The following is an 18740-nucleotide window of genomic DNA, read 5'->3' as shown; positions in this document are numbered from 1 at the left end:
GAACACGAACTTGTAGTCAGGGTTGTTGCCGTTGCAGGTCCCGTTGGAACTGAACGAAGTCGAAAACTTGGCCCAAATTTCGGTCCAGTAATCAGTCGTTGACGAGGGAAGCCGCATGTTAATCGTCTGTCCGGGCTGCCCGCTATCACCGATGGCAAAGGATGCCTTCATAGACCGAGTGGATGTACCATACCCCTGAGTGGTGTCCAAGGACATCCCACTTGTTGCGCTCCATCTCGTGTCAATGTCGTCCACCCACGAAGCAGAGCGGAGCGCAGCAGTATTGGCGTAACTCGAAAAATCCTCGGTGAGCCATGGCGTGATGTTGCTCACCGTAACAAACGCAGTATCCCGCAGGGTCCCACCCACATGAGCAACAATCACCAGGTATTCGCCTAGGGTCGCAGGTGCAACGTATAGCCCGGTCGCAGTGATCGTGCCGCCAGTAGTCGAATAGCTCACGACTGGAACTTGATTGCCACCTGAGCTCCAAGTAGAAGTAAGCCCGAATTGCAACGTCGCCCCTGGCGCAAGCGTGTTGACTGATGGCGACAGGTTCAATCCAGTCAACACAGCAGGGGCAGCAGACTCGACTAGGACTGTTGCGGTGTCCGCGACCTGACCACCCTGTTGCGCTGCGATGACCTGAAAGGTGCCCGGTGTATCACCCGCCGTATAGTGGCCGTCTGATGAGATCGTACCACCCGTTGCGTCCCAGGTCACGGCGGGTGATGGTACGACGCTTCCGTCTTCGAGAGCACCCGTGACGGAGAAGGGCTGTGACCCCTGGGGTCCCAGAGCGACTGACGTTGGGCTGATATCCAGTCGAGAAATCACGCCAGAGTCATTGGGCCCAAGACCGGCCTTCGCCTCGCTACTGGCACACGATGACGTGATGGTGAAGCCAGCGATCAGGGCCGCCACTTGTCTGAAACGCTGCCATCCGGCCCATGGCGTGTGGTAGATCGAGTAAACATTCTGGCCGCAAGCTGATTGCATGGTATCACCCAGATATTGGAAGGGGTCTGACACAAGCGTCTTCCGCGCGGCTAGCATCCGATGCGCTGGGTACTGACGACCACGTCGTCCACCCAGCTGGTCTGGGCCTTCGGGCTGCCGCCGTCGTAATAGCCCGAGATCTCGATGGCATTCCAGCTCACGGGCGCATCCCGGAATTTTACTCCGGTCCGCTGTGTCATCAGGACGCCGTCGATCCACACCCGGAGCTCACCATCGGGCTGGCCTGGTGTGTTGTGCTTCACCTGCACTTCGGTACAAATCCACCGATCAGCCACATATGGAATCTGAGTCGTCGGGAGGTACCCCTGCCACTGTCCGCTCCACTGCGACGTACCGTCCCAGATGAAACGCTCCGGGTATAACGTCGTCCCCGAGATGGCAGATACCGAGCGTCCGACAACATGCAAATAGATCTTCCAGTTGGCCGTCTGGGCCCACCCGCTCTGTGGCGAGAGCGCTTCGAGCATCATCAGCTTCTGGTCCGACCCGTTCCCGTTGTAGAAGGTGAAGCCCGCGCTCCAGCGCTGCCACCACCGCACGTATTGGTCGTGCGGGGCGGCCTGATCCGACACCAGATGCTTCCGCCAGGCCCAGCCCGCATCGTCGCTCCCCGCCGCGTAGCTCAATTCAAGCGCTTTGGTGCCAGAGTGCGCCTGCGCGGTCCCGATGTGCACCTGGGTAACGTCTTCCCACTGACCGAGCCCCGACTCAAAATCATCGGAGAACAGGACGCCAGAGGGACTGCCCGTGATGGTCACCGCGCTGGTGTCCGCCAGGGTGCCCCCCTGCTGGGTCGCGATCACCCGGTAGCTCCCCGCCGTCGTCCCCGCCGTGTAGCGCCCGTTCGTGTTGACCGTCCCGCCCGTGGCCACGTAGGTCACCGCCGGGGCCGTCGTCGACCCGTCGCTCCACTGCCCGCTCACGCTGAAGGTCTGCTGCGCCCCCGCCGCCAGCGTCACGCTCGCCGGCGTCAGGACCACCGCCTGCAGCACCGGCGGGGTGGCCGTGATGGTCACCGTCGCCGTATCCGAGATCGTCACCCGTCGCAAGGGCAATGACATGGTAGGTACCGATGGAACTCGGCCGTATACACGCCTGTACCGGCCACCGTCCCGCCGGTAGACCGCCAACTCACTGCCGGGACGGAACTTGAGCCATCCTGGTGCGTAGCAGAGGCAGTGAATGCGACCGTCCCGCCGGGCGCGAGTATCGCGGCGGTGGGCGAGATTGAGATGAGGACGATTGGAGAGGAGCCTCCAGGACCGAGACCAGACTTTGTGTCGCCAGAGGAGCACGCCGTAAGGGCCGCAACAAACCCGAGCGACACAAGCCACCGCCTGTATTTGAAATCAGAAATCGTGAAACCTGATGTGCCTGCTGAGCTTGCCACCGCAATCAATTCACTCGAAGACCTGCTATTAGCCCAACCAACTTCCACCACCCACAGCACTTGGGCTACCTCTGGAAATGCAAACCCCGGGCCGGATCCGCTTTCCAAGGGGACTAGGATAATCAATTGCACAACAATGTGTTAGGGAAACACCCCAAACCGACGGACCTCCGGCTTGGCCCGCCCCCAAATCCGCGACCATTCAAAACACCGGAATATTCGCGCTCCGCACCTGGCTGTGGGTGGGAAGGGTAACGAGGCGTTCGGCCAACAGGCGAGCCCCAGGGAATTCTGTATCCCGGTTCGGGAAGCGCCGCAGCCGTCCCGGAAGATCCGAAGGGACAATGGATAGCCGGATCTGACCCCCAGCGCGACATTATGTCTACTCGGCACCGCATCTGCCGTGCGCTGGGTACAACTGGCAGCCTCAGCCACCCGGCCTTCCAGCCCGTTGGCACACCGAAGTGTGAGACACCCCGGACAGGACTGCAGCCGGTCGGCGTTGGCCCGCCGCTGGAAATCTCATTGGGAGCCATCAGGAGGAGGGTCCGGATGAGGACCCCCGCAGCCATAGCAGAGATCCACCGATCGGGTGAGGCGGATGGTGGGTTGTTTCACCGAGGCCAAGAAACGGGAGTTTCGATGGAATCCAATAGAGGGCGGGTCGACCGAAACTCCACTGTGCACAAAGCGAAATGAAGTCCGTGAGAGAGCCGCGAGGCGCGCGCGGACCGGTCGTTGAGCCCCACGCCGACCGAGCCGCATCGAGCAGCATTTCGTTGTTGATGAGCAGTGCACCGCCCCTGCCGCCAGTGACGCTCTTGCCGCGTCCGAAGCTCGGCAAGATGCCAAGGGCGCCGTGGCTTCTCCGCCGGTTTGCCGCGCCAGACGCACCCCGACCCCTGAGGCTGCATCTTCAATCAGCAGGGCCTGGTATTCGTCCGCCAAGCTCTGAACGGCCCCCAAATCCAGCCGGCACGCCATACAGGTGCGCCACCACCACACTCCGCACCTGCCTCAAACGCCTTCCGAAGCGAGGCGAGATCAGGCGAGAGGGTGGTTGGGTCCACATCGTAGAGATGAAGTCAATCCTCGCCGCGTCGGCTGCAGTCGCGACGTCGTAGCAGCAGTAGGCCGGGAGAGCGATGGGGGCTCGGGTCACATCCCCTACGACCCGCAATGCCAAAGCCAATGCGGACGTCCCGCTGTCGGTGAGATACAATTTGCATGGGCCAAAGGCTAGCCTCAGCGCATGCTCGACTTCGCGCCGTTCCCACCGACCGTCGCTGAGCCAAGCAGCCCGCAAGCCCGAGTAAGGCCGATATGGTAAGCGGGGAATTGGCCGGGGTGCAAGCGGCTCACCCTACCGTACCCCTTGGTTCGAACCGGGCTTTGAGTTTCAAGAATGGGCGCTCGATGATGTAATACGAGCCGGTGGCAAAGCCAGCCGTGGCCATCACGCCAAATGCGAATCTGGTGTGCAGATGGCCGAACGGGACGCGCCGACCAATGGCCATACCCCAACAATGGTACAAGTACATCGGGTATGAAATCCCTGCCCAGATACCGCACCCTGGCATCATCGAGCCATCGCCATGGTGAGGTCGAACTCAACTGCAAGAGTTGGACAAGCAAGACCGCGAGCAGGAGTGCGTCGACAGTGGTCCGACTCCGTAGTGCCAGTTCGATGAGATTCCTAGGTGGGAGATGAGCAATAATCCGAGAGTAGCCATCGGAAGCCACCAATAACGTGCCAGCAGTCCTGCTCAGGCCACGGCCGACCGGGACTTGAAGCACGGCCAGGAGGCAACCGACCGCCAACGTGTCGAAGCGAAGTATCAAAGGCATTGTAGACGTAGGCCTCCCCCATACCCACCTGATACCAAAGGAAACACCTCCAAGCGACGACGAGGGCGATGAGTCCGATGAGTCCCCGGAGCATTCGCAATCGCCCGCCGGAGCATAGTGTCCAGAAACAACAATGGCCAGATAAGGTAGAATTGCTCCTCGACTGCGAGCGACCAAGTCGCCGCCACCGAAGTACTGGGGTGACCGTTGAACGCGTTGAAGTAGTTGACACCGTAGTACAAGGCGGCGGCCATGGCGGAACGCGAATGGGTATCCCCGACGTACGTGTCAATTGCGAAAGTGAGGAGCAGGTAGGTGTAGTAAGCCGGGAAAATGCGAAGAGTCCTCCGCGCATAGAACCGCCGAAGCGAGACGGTACCAGTCTCGTCATACTCGCCAGCAGAGCGATGATCTGGCGGGAAACCGCACTCAGAACGAAGAACGCGCTGACCCCAAGCCCACCGGTGGGGATCTGAGCGTAAGAGTGCGCAACGAGAACAGCCATGACGGCGACCATTCGAATTCCGTCAAGGGCAGGAAGGTGACGCTGACGAGGACTTCCCGCGAGATCGCGCGTCATGGAATCAGGCGAACGATGTGGGCCAGGCCAGTGGCAATCGGCAGCGGCAGCACCTCGCTGAACCGCGGACCCCAGGCGAAGGCCCCCTGATCCGGCGATGGCGTGGTCGCCGGCGCTCCACCAGTGGAGTGCTGATACCGCCGGAAGTCCTCGTCTACGCCGCCCCCACTGCAACTTGAACCGATGGGTACACCGCCACCCGGCGTGCAGCGCCAAAGTTGAAACAGGTGCAACCGGTCGCAATGGCCCGTTCCATGAAAGCCCTGTAGAGTCCATATTGGCTGAAGTGCGATTGAATTCCGAGAGCGCGCTGGCCCAGGTCATCTCAAACTCTCTGCCCCAGATGAATCCGGCCCCTGCCGCAATGGGCCTGTCCCCAAGCCAGGCGCACCCGAAGACGGCGTCCTCCGGAAAGACGCGCGCGATTTCCTGGAAGAGCCGAAGACTCTGCGTAGGCGTGCCCGGTCTCGCATGTGCCGGGAAAAGACGGAGAAGAACGGCGCGACCTGGTCAGAGCCGAAGGCGTAGGTGACACCCTCCTTCTCAGGGCGCCTCACTGGCTCCGCAGCTTGGCGGAAGCCCTTCATCAGCAAAGCGGGGTCGGCGGGCATGTCCAGCACCACGGTGACTTTCCGATGCGACACCAAGAGAGGTCGACGGGAAACTGCCGCTCCGGAGTTCAAGGAGTTTCACGCCCCCTTCGTCTGCCATTCGGGCCGCCTCGGCCGCGAGGGCGCCCACCGCATCTGGGGTGCCGGGGGGCCACCGTAGTTCGGGAATGGGAGCGAGACCCAGATAGTGTCCGAATAGGGCCTCCGCACCGGACGAGGGGGTATCCCGCTTGGCGAGCTAGCCGTGTGAGGCACGGCCCGAGATAGATCGTCTCGTGACCGAGCGCGTTCTGCATGAGGTCACGCCGCACCCATACAGATGAAAATGCGTCCAGCCAACCTGTTGCCTGCGAACGCGTTCCCACTCGGCCGGGGACCCTTCGAAGGCTTACGTCAGATGTGCGGTCACCCGAGGGACGACAGACGAAAACCGGAACTCGCCGAGCAACCGCTCGAGTCGCGGCAAGGGTGATCGAGTCCACGATAGTGTCGAAGCCAGGTAAGCTTTCCACACTTGATCCGCGGTTATGCAGGATCCACTTCCCAAGGATGTACGTAAAACATCCCTCCTTCCTCCTGCCGCTCAGGTCCCCGGAATGCGCGGCGGGCGGCGCCCGAACAGGAACTGCCGAAGAGTACCCACCGCCCGCGGCCGGAACCCGGACCCCGAGGAGGCGGAGGGTCGTCATCAGGTACTCTCGAAGCGTACCTGCCGGGCGGACGATATCGTACGGTACGGTCGGAGCACCCGGCCATCCGTACCCTGGCCGCCGGATCAGGGAAAAATGCTTGAGTCGTAGAGACAGCGGCCGGTCTCCGAGCAGGACGTCAAAGGCCCATTCCATCCCGGGAGAATGGAAAAGCTCGGTGCGCGGAAACCACGAACGCGCTGGCCGGAGATCTCCTCAACCGAGCCTTGGTGCGGTCACGTCTTCGCGAAATTCGTTGGGACTGATGGTGGGAATCCTGCGGTGCCGCCAGGCTGTGGCCTGGCGATTTTGTGGCCGCCGGCTGCAATCCGGCGCACGAGGTCCGGCTTTCAGTCCGCCAGCCAGCCAACGATGAAGAAGGTACCGGTAAGCTCCATGGCGCGCGAGGAGATCCAGCAACAGGTCGGTACTTCGCGTCCGCCCTGCTCGGCTGATGCTCCCACTCCGCAGGAGAGGTACCGCTCGAAGGCAGTCACGTGGAAGTGCTCCTCCACATCAACCGAGAAGTGGTGAACTGGCGGCAGGCGGCGGCTCCGGGGGCTGGTTGCTGGCAAAATTGACCCTTCAGAAGGTACTATCCATGCACGGGTCGTGCCTGTGTGGACCTCCCGAAGCCTGCGACCGGCGCTTGGATGCCGTCGGCCGCCTCACCCAGCCTCCAGCGAAAGGCTCTATGTCTCGATCCCAGAACAACTTCGGGTTCCAACTGGCACTCGCCGGGATCGTATTCATTGCCGCTCATGACCCTGATCCCCGACCCGGGCGGGGCGGGTGAGGCCGCTGCGACGCCGCTCTACTGTGGTCTGCGGATCGCTGGGCGGTGTCGATGTGCTGCTCAACGTGCTGCTCTTCCTGCCTCTGGGGATTGGGCTGGGCTTGGCGGGGTTCTCGTGGAGGCGAGCATTCGTGCTGGCCGGCATCGCTTTCGTTCGGCATCGAACCACCTGGATGAAGGTCATAACCGGCCGGGATGCCAGTCTCGGTGATATCCTGATGAATACGGCCCGGTGGCACGATCAGCGCAGTCATCGGTTCCAGCTGGCTCTACATAATCGTCCCACCCCCACGCGTGGCACGGCGATTGGCCTGGCCCTCGGAACAGGGTTGGTCTGCATCTGGATTGTCACGGCCTGGTCGCTCGGGCGCGTAGCCCGATCCAGCCGCCCGTGGTATGGACAGTGGGCGCCGGATCTCGGCAATTACAAGCCCTTTCTCGGTCGAGTCTTGACCTTGAGCGCCGGGGGTATCCTGCTCCGGCAGAGCCATCGACCAGGCGAGGATCAGGACGCCCTGACAGCGCAGCCTTCGATGGGATTCCGGGCCGTCCTTGGTCCCAGTCCATCTCGACTGGCCCCCGTCAGGGTGTGATCTATGACGAGTGGCAACGGCAGGTGGTTTGCTCGGCCAGGATCGTCGGGACCTGCTGCGTTCCCGTTTGAGCCTGAAGGCGCTGAACCCGAAACTCCGGGTGCCATCCGTGAACCTCAAGAATGGCATGGCTGGGTCGATCGGCGACACAGTGGAGGCCTACGGCGCTGCGCAATGGGGCCTTCGAACTGAACCGCGGATCCACGACCCCGATCCGCACGCGTCGGCTACCCTTGAGTGCAAGCTGGGGATGGAGCCTGATCATGCCGTGGGATTCTGTGCTTGGCGAGGAGGCGCGGGCTCACGGCGCACTGGATTCTCGGCCTGCTCGGTCTGGTGTCACACTACGGGGCGCTCAGCGGGAAGATGGGTCTGATAGTCGCACCCTCACGGCCGCCCTCCTCCTTGGCGGCGTCCCGTTTGCGGCGGGCTTCCCGGCCGCGCACTGGAAGCGAGTGGGTGGCGGCGATCGGCATCCTGCTGGGAATGGGTACCGCGATGTACCCGGAACTCCTGGCCCGACCAGAGAACGGAGCCGCAGCATTCGCCATATTGACATCCTTGGTTTCGAATGGCATATCGGGGGTGAAGCCCCTCCGTACGTCCGCTTTCGCGAGGAGGATGTATGTCGCCCACTAATGCGCGGTCCGTGGAGTACGGCCATCGTTGGCGGTGTCGCTGCGTTGGTCTTCTTTCGGCTGGGACTGCTCTTCTGGGTTGGCATCATCGGCTGGTTGCCCATTGCCGAAGCCGACGGCGGGAACTCCCCCATGATGAGAGTGATCGGCAGCAGCATCTTCGGTGCTGTCATCGGTTGGGTGGGGATTGTCGCATCCCTCCTGATTCCGGTTCCCCCCGACGGGTGGCTTTGGGTACCGAGGCTAGCACTCGCGATTGCGCTTTCGCTCTACCTGTTGGAGTGGGGAAGCCAATTCGACGCCCTCTCGCACCGCACCGCGGCCTACCTTGGATATGCAGCCGTGTTCGGCGCGACCGCCCTAGCCCTAGCGAGCCTCACGGGAATCCCGGCCCGTTCATCTCGACCCCACCTATCCAACCCCCTCATCGGAACGGTGATTGCATTCATCGGCGGCACACTTGCAGGATCTGCCCGGAAATCGATGACCAGCGCCCTGTCAAGGGCTAGCGCCTCAGGCAGATCGCCCAGCCCAACCCGAGACCGGGCAGTTGGACCGATGTGCTAACTTTGTCACATGAATATCTCTCTCCAGCGTGTTGTCCTCCTCGGGTGGGCATCGGGGCTATGTTCTCGTGTCAAGCGGGAGACGTGGTTACCACCCGCCAACCAGGCTCCGAGTGTCGTTATCGACGGTCCCTGTCCGGGGCGACCATCACGCTGGGCACCAGTACCGCGGTTACAGCCACGGCGACTGATCCGACAGGGCCATCGCATCGGTCAGATTCTTCGACCAGCCCCAACTCTCTCGGCATGGTCACCTCCATGCCTTATGCGGTCAATTGGTCGCCGAGTGTCCGCGGACTGCACCGCACTGACGGCCCGCCACGGACGATGGCGGCGCCGCCACCTCCGCCCCGGTAGCCGTCACTGTCTCTCCCCGGCGAACCAATCGCCGACGGTGAGTCTGACTGCTCCATCCCGGAGGGCCACCCCGCTCGATCAAGGCGACTCCGGCCTGACCGCCGCTGCCGGGGATCCCGACGGGACAGTCGTGGCTGTCGAATTCTTTGATGGAGCCGTGTCGCTCAGTGCGGACACATCACCCCATATTCCGTAAGCTGGACTAATCTCCGCAGGGCCCCATGCACTGACGGCGCGGGCAACAGACGACAGCGGCGCCACTACCGCATCCGCGGTCGTGGGCGTGGTCGTGACTGACGGGCAATCAACCACCAATCGCGACGTCAATGCTCCTGCAACCGGCGGCTTCTTCTCCGGCGGTGAAACAGTCGCGTACGCCGGCACGGGTTCGGACAGACGGGACCCTTGCGGGCAGTCAGTTCACCTGGTGGGTGGTGCTGCACCACGCGACTCATACACCTTCGATACCGACGACGGGGGCGACTTCCGGAAGTTTCCTGGTGCCGCCACGGGGGCACACGGACGACATCTTCCTCCGGATATACCTGGCGGTCGTGGATGCGGGCGGACTGGCGGATACGAGTCACGTGGATATTGCAGCCCCGCAAGGTTACACTCTCCCTTGCCGGCGCCCCGAGCGGGGTCGTCCTGACCGTGGATGGACAGCCCCAGGCAACCCCGTTCAGCGTGGTCTCGGTGATCGGAATGGAACGCGATCTCGGCGCCCCCTCCCCGCAGGTGATCGGCCCCGACAGCCTCGAGTGGCAAGTGTGGTCCGATGGCGGATCCGCGCCCGCACGGTCGTCACGCCCACCACCAACACTGCGTATACCGCCACCTACCAGATCGTGGCGGTCGTGAACCAGATCCGATCGTGAGCCTCACCGCGCCATCCGCCGGCGCCCCAGTTACGCAAGGCACAGCCACGCAGGTGACTGCGACTGCGTCCGATCCGGATGGTTCGGTGACTGGGGTCGCATTTTTCGATGGAGGGACCCCGCTGGGCACCGACAACGGCTCGCCGTATGCCGTGACCTGGACCCCGATCACGACCGGCAATCACACGCTGACGGCCCGCGCCACGGGCGATGGTGCTGTCACCATTTCCGCCGGTTGGCGTTACCGTGAATCCCGTCTGGATCCGACGGAACGCCGCCCAGCGTGCAACTCACCGACCCGACCGATGGAACCACCGGCCTGTCGGGGTCGCTGACATTCACTGCCACCGCGACCGACAACGTCGGGGTAGTCAGGAAGTGACCTTCCAGCTAGATGGGATCACCTTGGCCGAAGACACATCGGCTCCCTATCAAGCCACGCTACGGCGACGAGTGCCTATACCACGGGCGTCCACGTGGTGCGGGCACAGGCCCGCGATGCCGCCGGCAATCTCTCGCCCTGGTCAGCGGCTCGCGTGACTTTCTCCGGATCCCGCTTTGCCAACTGGCTTCAGCCGCACCACTCTGGTGAGCGGATTCCAAGTTCAACCAACGGCATGAAGACGGTCACCTGATGGCCGTCTATTCGTGGCAGAGCAAGGGAGGAGCCGTCCGTGTCATCAAGAACGGCCTACTCCTTTCCACCCTTCACGACTGTGACCACCACGGAGATCGGCGAACAGGGGCTGTTGGGCCTCACATTTCACCCAGGTTCATGACCAACCATTGGATATACCTGTATTACACTTCTGAATCAGGTGGTGCCCACAATCGTATCGTGCGCGTCACTGCCAACGGTGACGTTAGCTCGGGCAGTGAAACGGTGGTGGACCTTCCGAATCTCTCCAGCGCCACCAACCACAACGGCGGTGCTCTGCACTTCGGCCCCGATGGAATGCTGTATGTTGCTGTGGGTGACAACGCCACCGGAAGCCAATGCACCAGAGCATGAGTTCTCCGTTCGGAAAGATCCTTCGTTTTAATGACGACGGATCGTTCAACTGACAACCTTTCTATGGGAGCACGACTGGCGGAAACCGGGCGATCTGGTCATTGGGGCTAAGAAACCCGTTTGCTGCATTTCAGCCGGTGACGGGTCGGATGTTTATTGACGATGTTGGGAGAGCATCTGGGAAGAGGTCGACGAAGGTCTTGCCGGCGCCAATTTCGGCTGGCCTGTCAGGGAAGGGCCAGGTGGGGCCGACGTGCCGACCCACTGCGTCTACAGACATTCCAGTGATAATCAAGCCTAGTAGTCGGGTTCGCCATTGCTGGGGCTACGTTTTATGGACCCGTCCTCGCTCTTCCCTGCGGAATACCAGGGCAGCTTTTTCTTCGCTGACTATGTAAGCGGATGGGTCAGCCGCCTCGACACTGTCAACGACAATTCCGTAAACTCGTTTTGGAACTATGGTTCCCCATAACTGGTTGAGGGTGGGTCCCGACGGAGCGCTTTACGTCCTCGCTGACATGGGGAACTCGTGGGGTGTCTGTCGCATCGGATATCTGACCACACCCAGACCCCTCACTCTCCCCCTTCCAACGGATCCTGCTGGTGCTGATTGCGCTGGGCGCCGTGCCCACCGCGATCGCCATCTTCAGCTTCAGGCCCTCACCATCCGCACCAACAACCCCGCTACCGCCGCCCGCGCGGCCGTGGAAGGTCGGCAACTCCAGCCGGAGTGCTGGTGGAAACCATCGACACCACACGGCTCCGCGCTCCCGAGCGCCGCGCCCTGGCCGCCCACGCAGAGGCGCTGAACCGGGCCCTGGTGCGCACCCAGGCGGCCGAGGCGTACGGCCAGTACTACTACGCCGGGCTGGCGGCGCTGCTCCTGGCCCTCGGTGCGTTGTATGTCTACGCCGCCGTCCGCCTCGGCGGGCACCTATCCCGGCAGCTGAGCCGGCCGATCGATGAACTGGTCGGCTGGACCGGCCACATCGCCCGGCACGAGCCGATACCCGACGCCGAGACGCTGCGGGGCGCCCCGGAATTCGAGGCACTCCGCTCCGCCCTCCGCTCCATGGCCAGTGAACTCGAGCTCGGCCGCTCCCGCGAACTCGAGACCGAGCGGATCCGCGCCTTCGGCGAGGTGGCGCGCCGGGTGGCGCACGAGATGAAGAACCCGCTGACGCCGATCGGGTTCGCGGTGAAGGCGCTCGCCCGCACGGCGCGCCCCGAACAGACGGAGGCCATCGAGGTCCTGGCCGCCGAGTCGAACCGGCTGGAGCGGCTCGCCAAGGAGTTCGCCGAACTGGGCCGGCTCCCCGAGGGACCCGCCGCCGAGGTGGACCTGCCGGAACTGCTCGAGGAGCTGCGGCGCACCGCCGTGCCACCCACGGTCGAGGCCACCCTGCAGGTCCATCCCGACACGCCGCGAATCATGGGTCACTACGACCCCCTCCGCCGCGCCTTCAGCAACCTGATCCGGAACGCCGTCGAGGCGATGGACGGCGCCGGCCAGCTCGACATCCGGATCGCCCCCGGCGCCGGCGGCGTGATCGTGGCGATTGCCGACCACGGCATCGGCATCCCCGAGGAGCAGCGCGCCCAGGTGTTCGAACCCTACTGGACCACGAAGGACGAGGGCACCGGCCTCGGCCTGGCGCTCGTGCGGCAGACCGCCGTGGCGCACGGCGGCAACGTGGAGGTGCGGGAGACCCCGGGAGGGGGAGCCACGTTCGTGGTGATGCTGTCGGGCGGTCCCCCCTCTCCATATCATGGAGAGGGGGACAGGGGGTGAGGTGGTATTGGCGGGGCCGCTGGGCAGCGGGGCAGCGGGGCAGCGGGGCAGCGGGGCAGTAGGGCGCTATCTTTCCGAATGTCCTCAATCTTGCTCATCGACGACGAAGCCAACATCCGCCGGATGCTCGGGGCGCTGCTCCGCGCCGAGGGGCATGTGGTGTCGGAAGCCGCCAATGGCAACGCCGCCATCCTGGCCGTCGAAGAGGCCGAGCCGGACGCCATTTTTCTGGACCTGATGATGCCGCCGGGCCCCGATGGTCTGGCCACGCTGCAGGCACTCCGCGAGCGCGGCGTCTCCGCCCCCGTCATCATGATGAGCGGCAAGGCCCAGCTGGCCGACGCGGTCCGCGCCGCCCGACTCGGCGCCTTCCAGTTCCTCGAGAAGCCCCTCACCCCCGAGTCGGTCCTCGTCACCCTCCAGGCCGCCCTCGACCTCTCCCGGACCCGCGCCGCCAACCGCGCCCTGCACGCCGCCCTCGGCCACCGTGACGAAATGGTCGGCACCTCCGCCGCCCTCCGCAAAGTCCGCGAACTGGTGGCCCAGGTGGCACCGGGCGACACCCGCGTGCTCATCACAGGCGAGTCCGGCACCGGCAAGGAACTGGTGGCCGCGGCCATTCACCGCGCCAGCGGTCGCGCCGGTGGGCCCTTCGTGGCCGTCAACTCCGCCGCCATCCCGCGCGAACTGGTCGAGTCGGAGATGTTCGGCCACGAGCGCGGCGCATTCACAGGCGCCACCGAGCGCCGGATGGGCCGCTTCGAGCTGGCCGACGGCGGCACCCTCTTCCTCGACGAAGTGGGCGACCTGCACCTCGAGGCGCAGGCCAAGCTGCTGCGCGTCCTCGAGACGGGCGAGGTCCAGCACCTCGGCGCCGAGCGGACGACGCGGGTGGACGTGCGGGTTATCGCCGCCACCAACAGCCGCCTCGATACCGCCGTGGCGCGGGGTCAGGTGCGCGAGGACCTCTTCTTCCGCCTCAACGTCTTTCCGATTCACCTGCCGCCGCTCCGGGAGCGGCTCGAAGACCTCCCGGCCCTGGTGCGGCACTTCGCAAGCCGGCTCCGGCCGCAGGATCCGGTGCCGTTCACTCCCGACGCGGTGGCCGCGCTGGCGGGCTACCGCTGGCCCGGCAATGTGCGGGAACTGGCCAACGTGGTCGAGCGGCTGACGATTCTTGCCGACGGCAGCGTGACGGCAGAGCTCGTGCGGCAGGTGGTGCCGAGCGTTCCCCCTCTCCAGTTGTCTCACCTCACCCCCCGGCCCCCTCTCCACAATGTGGAGAGGGGGAGCCATGCATCATTGAGTGAGTCGCTTGAGAATCATGAACGTGCACTGATCCAGGCGGCGCTGAACGACGCGAACGGGGTCGTGGCCGAGGCGGCGCGGGCGCTGCAGACCGACCGGGCGAACTTGTACCGACGAATGAAGCGGCTGGGGCTTGGCGAATGACATGATCTAACGGGCGTCCCCCTCTCCATATCATGGAGAGGGGGACAGGGGGTGAGGTGGATGCGGGGATGACGGACCATGGACCCCGGCTTTCGCCGGGGTGACGACTGGGGGCACGAACCGATGCATAACAAGGCGCGTTGGGTATGTGGGCTCTGGCTCCTGACATTGATGTTGGGGGTGACGCCACTCCTGCACGCCCAAGACAGCGTGGTGGTCATCGACCCCGACGCCCCCTTTGCCGACAGCTCGGGGATGGGCGCCCTCCCCGCCGCCGTCACCCAGCAGCTCCTCCGGACCTGGAACGACTCCGGCACCACCCGCCTGACCGGCAACGTCACCCTCGCGCGGGGGAGCACGCTGCAGGGAGCGGTGGCCCTCTATCGCGGCGCGCTGCGCGTCGGCGGCACCATCGAGGGCCCCGTCACCATCATCAACGGCAACCTGGTCCTTCTCCCCGGCGCCCGCATCACCGGCGATGTCCTCGTGGTGGGCGGACGGCTCATCCAACAAGAAGGGAGCACCCTGGACGGCGCCGAGAAGGTCTACTGGGACCTCGCACCGGTCGCGAAGCTGAGTGACGGCACGCTCATCGTGCAGAAGACCCCCGACCTCGAAACACTCGGCACGGCCAAGGCGAGTTTCGGCGTCGGCAAGGTGCGCACCACGCTCAACGCCTCGCTTGGCGGCACCTACGATCGCGTCGAGGGATTCCCGCTGGAGGCCGGCGTCGGGTTCGACTGGCGGGCCACCGACCGCGACCGGGTCCGGCTCGACCTCGCCGGGATTCTCCGCACCAGCACCGACCGGACCGACTCGCGCAGCGACTTCGGCTACCGCACCGGGCTGGAGTGGCGCCGCAGCGGCGAGGTGACCTACGGCCTCGGCGGCAAGGCGTGGAGCGTGATCCAGGTGATTCCCGACCAGACCCTCTCCCGGGCCGAGTCGGGGTGGTCGTCAATTCTCGTGCAGGAAGACCAGTACGACTACTACGACGACCAGGGAATCGGCGTCTACGCCTTCCTCATCCCCGCCCGCCAGTTCCGCGTGGATCTCAGCTGGTACAGCGAGCAGATGTCCTCGGTGCCCGCCGCCGATCCCTGGTCGCTCTTCGTCAACGACAGCCGCTGGCGCCCCAACCCGCTGATCGACGACGGCACCTATTCGATCACCACGGCGGGCCTCACCCTCGACACCCGCGACAGCGACCGTCAGCCCCAGCTCGGCTGGTACGCCAAGGCGAGCGCGGAATTCGCCTCGAGCGACAACGTCGGGCCGGTGAGCCTCCCGCCGGGCGTGCGCAACCCGATCCCCACCGACGGGTCGTACAACTATTCGATGCTCACCCTCGACCTGCGGCGCTACCTCCGGCTCTCACCAGACGACCGGCTCAGCGGCCGCGGCTACTTTGCCGGCTGGGTGGGCGGCGGCGCCCTCCCGATGCAGCGGCGGCTCTCGCTCGGCGGCCCGTCGATTCTCCCGGGCGACGCCTTCCGCCAGGTGAACTGCACCCCGCCCGGCTTCAACAACAGTTCCCAGGCGAGCCTCTGCGACCGCACAATGTTCTTCCAGGTCGAGTACCGGCACCGCCTGAACCTGGGGTGGCACTACACGCTCTCGAAGGGGAGCGAGACCTCGGCCGGCAGGGTCATCGGGATCCAGACGGCGGACCTCGTGTTCCTCTCCGACATTGGCTCCGCCTGGCTGACCGGCTCCGGCCCCGGCCGCGTGCCGAACAATCGGCTCCCCTCCGCCGATTTCTGGTCGGCGGACATCGGCGCCGGCATCGACTTCGGATTTCTCGGCGCCTACCTGGCCAAGTCGGTCACCGACGATGGCCCGCTCCGCCTCTCCCTGCGCCTGCAGCGCCGCTTCTAGCATGCGCCTGCCGGCCGTCCTCCTGCTGCTCGCGGCCCTCACGCTGCCTGCCGCCCCTCCGCTCGCTGCGCAGGGGTCGAACGACGTCACGCTCACCGTGACCCTCGTCCCCGATGCGAACCGCAAGGATGGCCAGCTCCCCGAGGCGCGCGTCAACGGCCTGCTGGAAGACGACCGCTGGACCTCCGCCCTCCTGAGCGGACTCCCACTCCGGCTGCATTACCGCCTCGAGCTCTGGCGCGCGCGCGCGTCATGGTTCGATGCCGCCGTGCGCTCGATCGACTGGGACGTGGTGGTGCGGCGGGAGCCGCTGCTGGACCAGTACACCGTCACGACCGTGCTGCTCGGGCGTACCCGCCAGCAGCGCTACCCCGACCTGGCCACCCTCGGCCGGGCCCTCGGCGTGGCCTACCGGATCGCGGTGCGAGCCACGGACAAGGGCAACTACTACTACGTGGCAACGCTGTCAGTATCGACGCTGTCCGACGCCGACCTCGACGAGATGGACCGGGTGATGCGGGGAGAGACCGGCGCCGCCACCGACGACAACGGCAACCTGGGTGGCGCCGTCAGCCGCTCCGCACGCCGGATGCTGCTGCGCGTGGCAGGGCTGCCCATCATGCGGGTGGAGGGGAAGAGCGAGAACTTCGAAGTGGAGTAGGCGGGGCAGCGGGGCAGCGGGGCCGAATCTCGTCACCCCGGCGAAAGCCGGGGTCCATGTCACAGACCGGGAATGGATCCCGGCGTGCGCCGGGATGACGGCGTTCGAGCTAGTGTCCGCGCAGCGCGTGCAGCGCCGCTTCGCCGTAGAACAGCCGGATGTACTTGGCCTGGGTCCGGCTCAGGCGGCGGACTGCCCACGACAGGTGCACGAAGTGAGGCTCGGTCGGCGGGTGAATCGGCAGCATGCCGCACTCTTCCGGGAGCCGGTTCCCCTTCCGGGTGTTGCAGCTGCTGCACGCCGTGACGACGTTGGTCCAGGCGTTTCCTCCCCCGCGAGAAATCGGCACCAGGTGGTCGCGCGTGAGGCACTCGCGCGGACGCAACTCGGGCTGGGTCCGGTTGCAGTACTGGCACCGGTACTCATCGCGGGCAAAGAGGAAGGTGTTGGTGACGTGGCGGCGGAAGCGGCGGGGGACATGCACGAACTTGACGAGGCGGATGATGGCTGGCCGTGGGATGGCCAGCCGCTCACTTCGCATGTATTCAGGGCCGTCGGCTTCGACGATCTCGGCCTTGCCCTCAATGACAAGCCGCAGCGCCCGGCGCACGGGCACCATGGTGAGTGGCTCGAATGAGGCGTTCAGTGCAAGGCAGCGCATGCGGTGAATTCCGCCTGAGTTGGTTGCAGGAATCGTAACGAGCGGTGCTGGCGCCAGCAAGGGAGGGCCGGGAGGCGTTTCACCCCCGGTACACGGTCCGCCCGCCAAGGATCGTTTCCGCCACCTCGGCGGGGGTGCTCGCCAGGACCGACTCGAGTGCCGACTCCGCCGCCTCGGTCCGATCGATATTCACCACTGCCACGTCTCCCCAACGGCCTGCCCGAAGCGTCCCCACCTCGTTCTCCATTCCGATTGCCCGCGCGGCCCCGCTGGTGACCAGTGCGAGCGCTTCCACGGCCGACAGCCCGGCCAAATCACGGGCGGCCTGCGCCTCGGCCAGCAGGTCCAGCCGTCCCACGCTGGCCACCGAGTCGGTACCCACCCCCACGGCCAGACCGGCCGCCAGGAAGGCGGCAAGCGGCGCGGCGCCATGAAGGTGCCTGCGGTTGGAGAGCGGGCAGTGCGCCACTGATGTGCGGCTGCGCCGGAGCAGCGCCACGTCCCCCGCATCAGCTCGGACAGCATGGATGGCCAGCGTCCGCTCCCCGAGGACACCATGCCGGTCGAGCCAGGCCACCGGAGAGACACCCGAGGAGTCCGGCAACGGTATCCCGCGCGCGCGCCACGCCTCCGCGAACGCCCCTGTCCCGCCGGTTATCAGTTCCGTCTCCGCCGCCGATTCCGCCAGGTGCACCGCGACCGGCAACCGCTCCTGCTCCGCGAACTCGGCGACCGCCCGGTACAGCTCGGCACTGACGGTGTACGGAGCGTGAGGAGAGACACCAAGCCTCACCCGCTCCGACGCGAAACGGCGGAGATCGGACACCCGCTGGCGCAACCCCGCCATGCTCTCGGTGACCTGGTCCGGATGCGGACCGAACACCTCGTGGTAGGCGATCCCGCTCCCGCCCGCCTCCGCCAGCGCCTCGATGACCGCGCCGCTGTCGCCGGTGTCGGCGACGGTGGTGACGCCCGCCGCGTGGCAGTCGGCGAGTCCCTGGCGCGCCGCGACGAGGAAATCCTCTGCGCTGCGCTCCGCCTTCAGCACGCGGATCCGCCGGATCCAGGCGGGAAAATCATCCTCGTCCGCCATGCCGGCGAATCCGGTGAGTTCGAGATGGGTGTGGGTGTTGACGAGGCCGGGGAGGATGGCGGCGTCGGGCCAGGCGGAATGGTCGGCGTCTGCGGGGCGCGGGATGCTCCCCGCCGGACCGACAGCCTCGATCCGTCCATCGCCCCCGATCAGGATTGCGCCATTCCGGATCGGTGGCCCGTCCATCGGGAGGAGCCAGCCGGCGGTCAGGAACCGGGGGGGCAT

9 protein-coding genes are annotated in these 18740 nt (G+C 65.2%); 4 read left to right on the top strand and 5 right to left on the bottom strand.

The window, feature by feature from the left end; genetic code table 11:
* From R2910_09095 to R2910_09085, 3 genes are all read right to left on the bottom strand, one after another.
* Nucleotides 1-1032 (bottom strand): hypothetical protein (locus R2910_09095; GenBank protein ID MEZ4413125.1); only part of this gene is annotated, 1032 nt, incomplete at its 3' end.
* Nucleotides 1033-1049: 17 nt separating this feature from the next.
* A complete protein-coding gene (locus R2910_09090; protein MEZ4413124.1) occupies nt 1050-2036 on the bottom strand; it encodes a hypothetical protein in 987 nt (328 codons plus the stop codon).
* 4452 nt (nt 2037-6488) lie between these two features.
* Nucleotides 6489-6635, bottom strand: a complete 147-nt coding sequence (locus R2910_09085; protein ID MEZ4413123.1) for a hypothetical protein — start codon at nt 6633-6635, stop codon at nt 6489-6491.
* Nucleotides 6636-11714: 5079 nt separating this feature from the next.
* Between R2910_09085 and R2910_09080 the strand changes: the two genes are divergently transcribed.
* The 4 genes from R2910_09080 (at nt 11715) to R2910_09065 (ending at nt 16761) form a co-directional block, all read left to right on the top strand.
* A complete protein-coding gene (locus R2910_09080; GenBank protein MEZ4413122.1) occupies nt 11715-12770 on the top strand; it encodes a HAMP domain-containing sensor histidine kinase in 1056 nt (351 codons plus the stop codon).
* A gap of 78 nt (nt 12771-12848) precedes the next feature.
* A complete protein-coding gene (locus R2910_09075; protein MEZ4413121.1) occupies nt 12849-14222 on the top strand; it encodes a sigma-54 dependent transcriptional regulator in 1374 nt (457 codons plus the stop codon).
* 180 nt (nt 14223-14402) lie between these two features.
* Nucleotides 14403-16100: a hypothetical protein gene (locus tag R2910_09070; protein ID MEZ4413120.1), complete on the top strand. Its 1698-nt coding sequence runs from the start codon at nt 14403-14405 to the stop codon at nt 16098-16100.
* A gap of 1 nt (nt 16101) precedes the next feature.
* On the top strand, nt 16102-16761 hold the full coding sequence (locus R2910_09065) for a DUF4390 domain-containing protein (protein ID MEZ4413119.1): 660 nt from the start codon (nt 16102-16104) through the stop codon (nt 16759-16761).
* Nucleotides 16762-16870: 109 nt separating this feature from the next.
* Here the strand turns inward: R2910_09065 and R2910_09060 are convergent, their stop codons facing one another.
* Nucleotides 16871-17422 carry an HNH endonuclease gene (locus R2910_09060; GenBank protein ID MEZ4413118.1) on the bottom strand — a complete coding sequence of 184 codons (552 nt, stop codon included), beginning with the start codon at nt 17420-17422 and terminating at the stop codon, nt 16871-16873.
* Nucleotides 17423-17501: 79 nt separating this feature from the next.
* Nucleotides 17502-18740: an amidohydrolase family protein gene (locus R2910_09055; protein MEZ4413117.1), complete on the bottom strand. Its 1239-nt coding sequence runs from the start codon at nt 18738-18740 to the stop codon at nt 17502-17504.

Source organism: Gemmatimonadales bacterium, assembly GCA_041390145.1.
GTDB lineage: Bacteria > Gemmatimonadota > Gemmatimonadetes > Gemmatimonadales > GWC2-71-9 > SPDF01.
The sequence above is the reverse complement of the archived record's forward strand: the minus strand, read 5'-3'. Positions and strand labels throughout refer to the sequence as shown.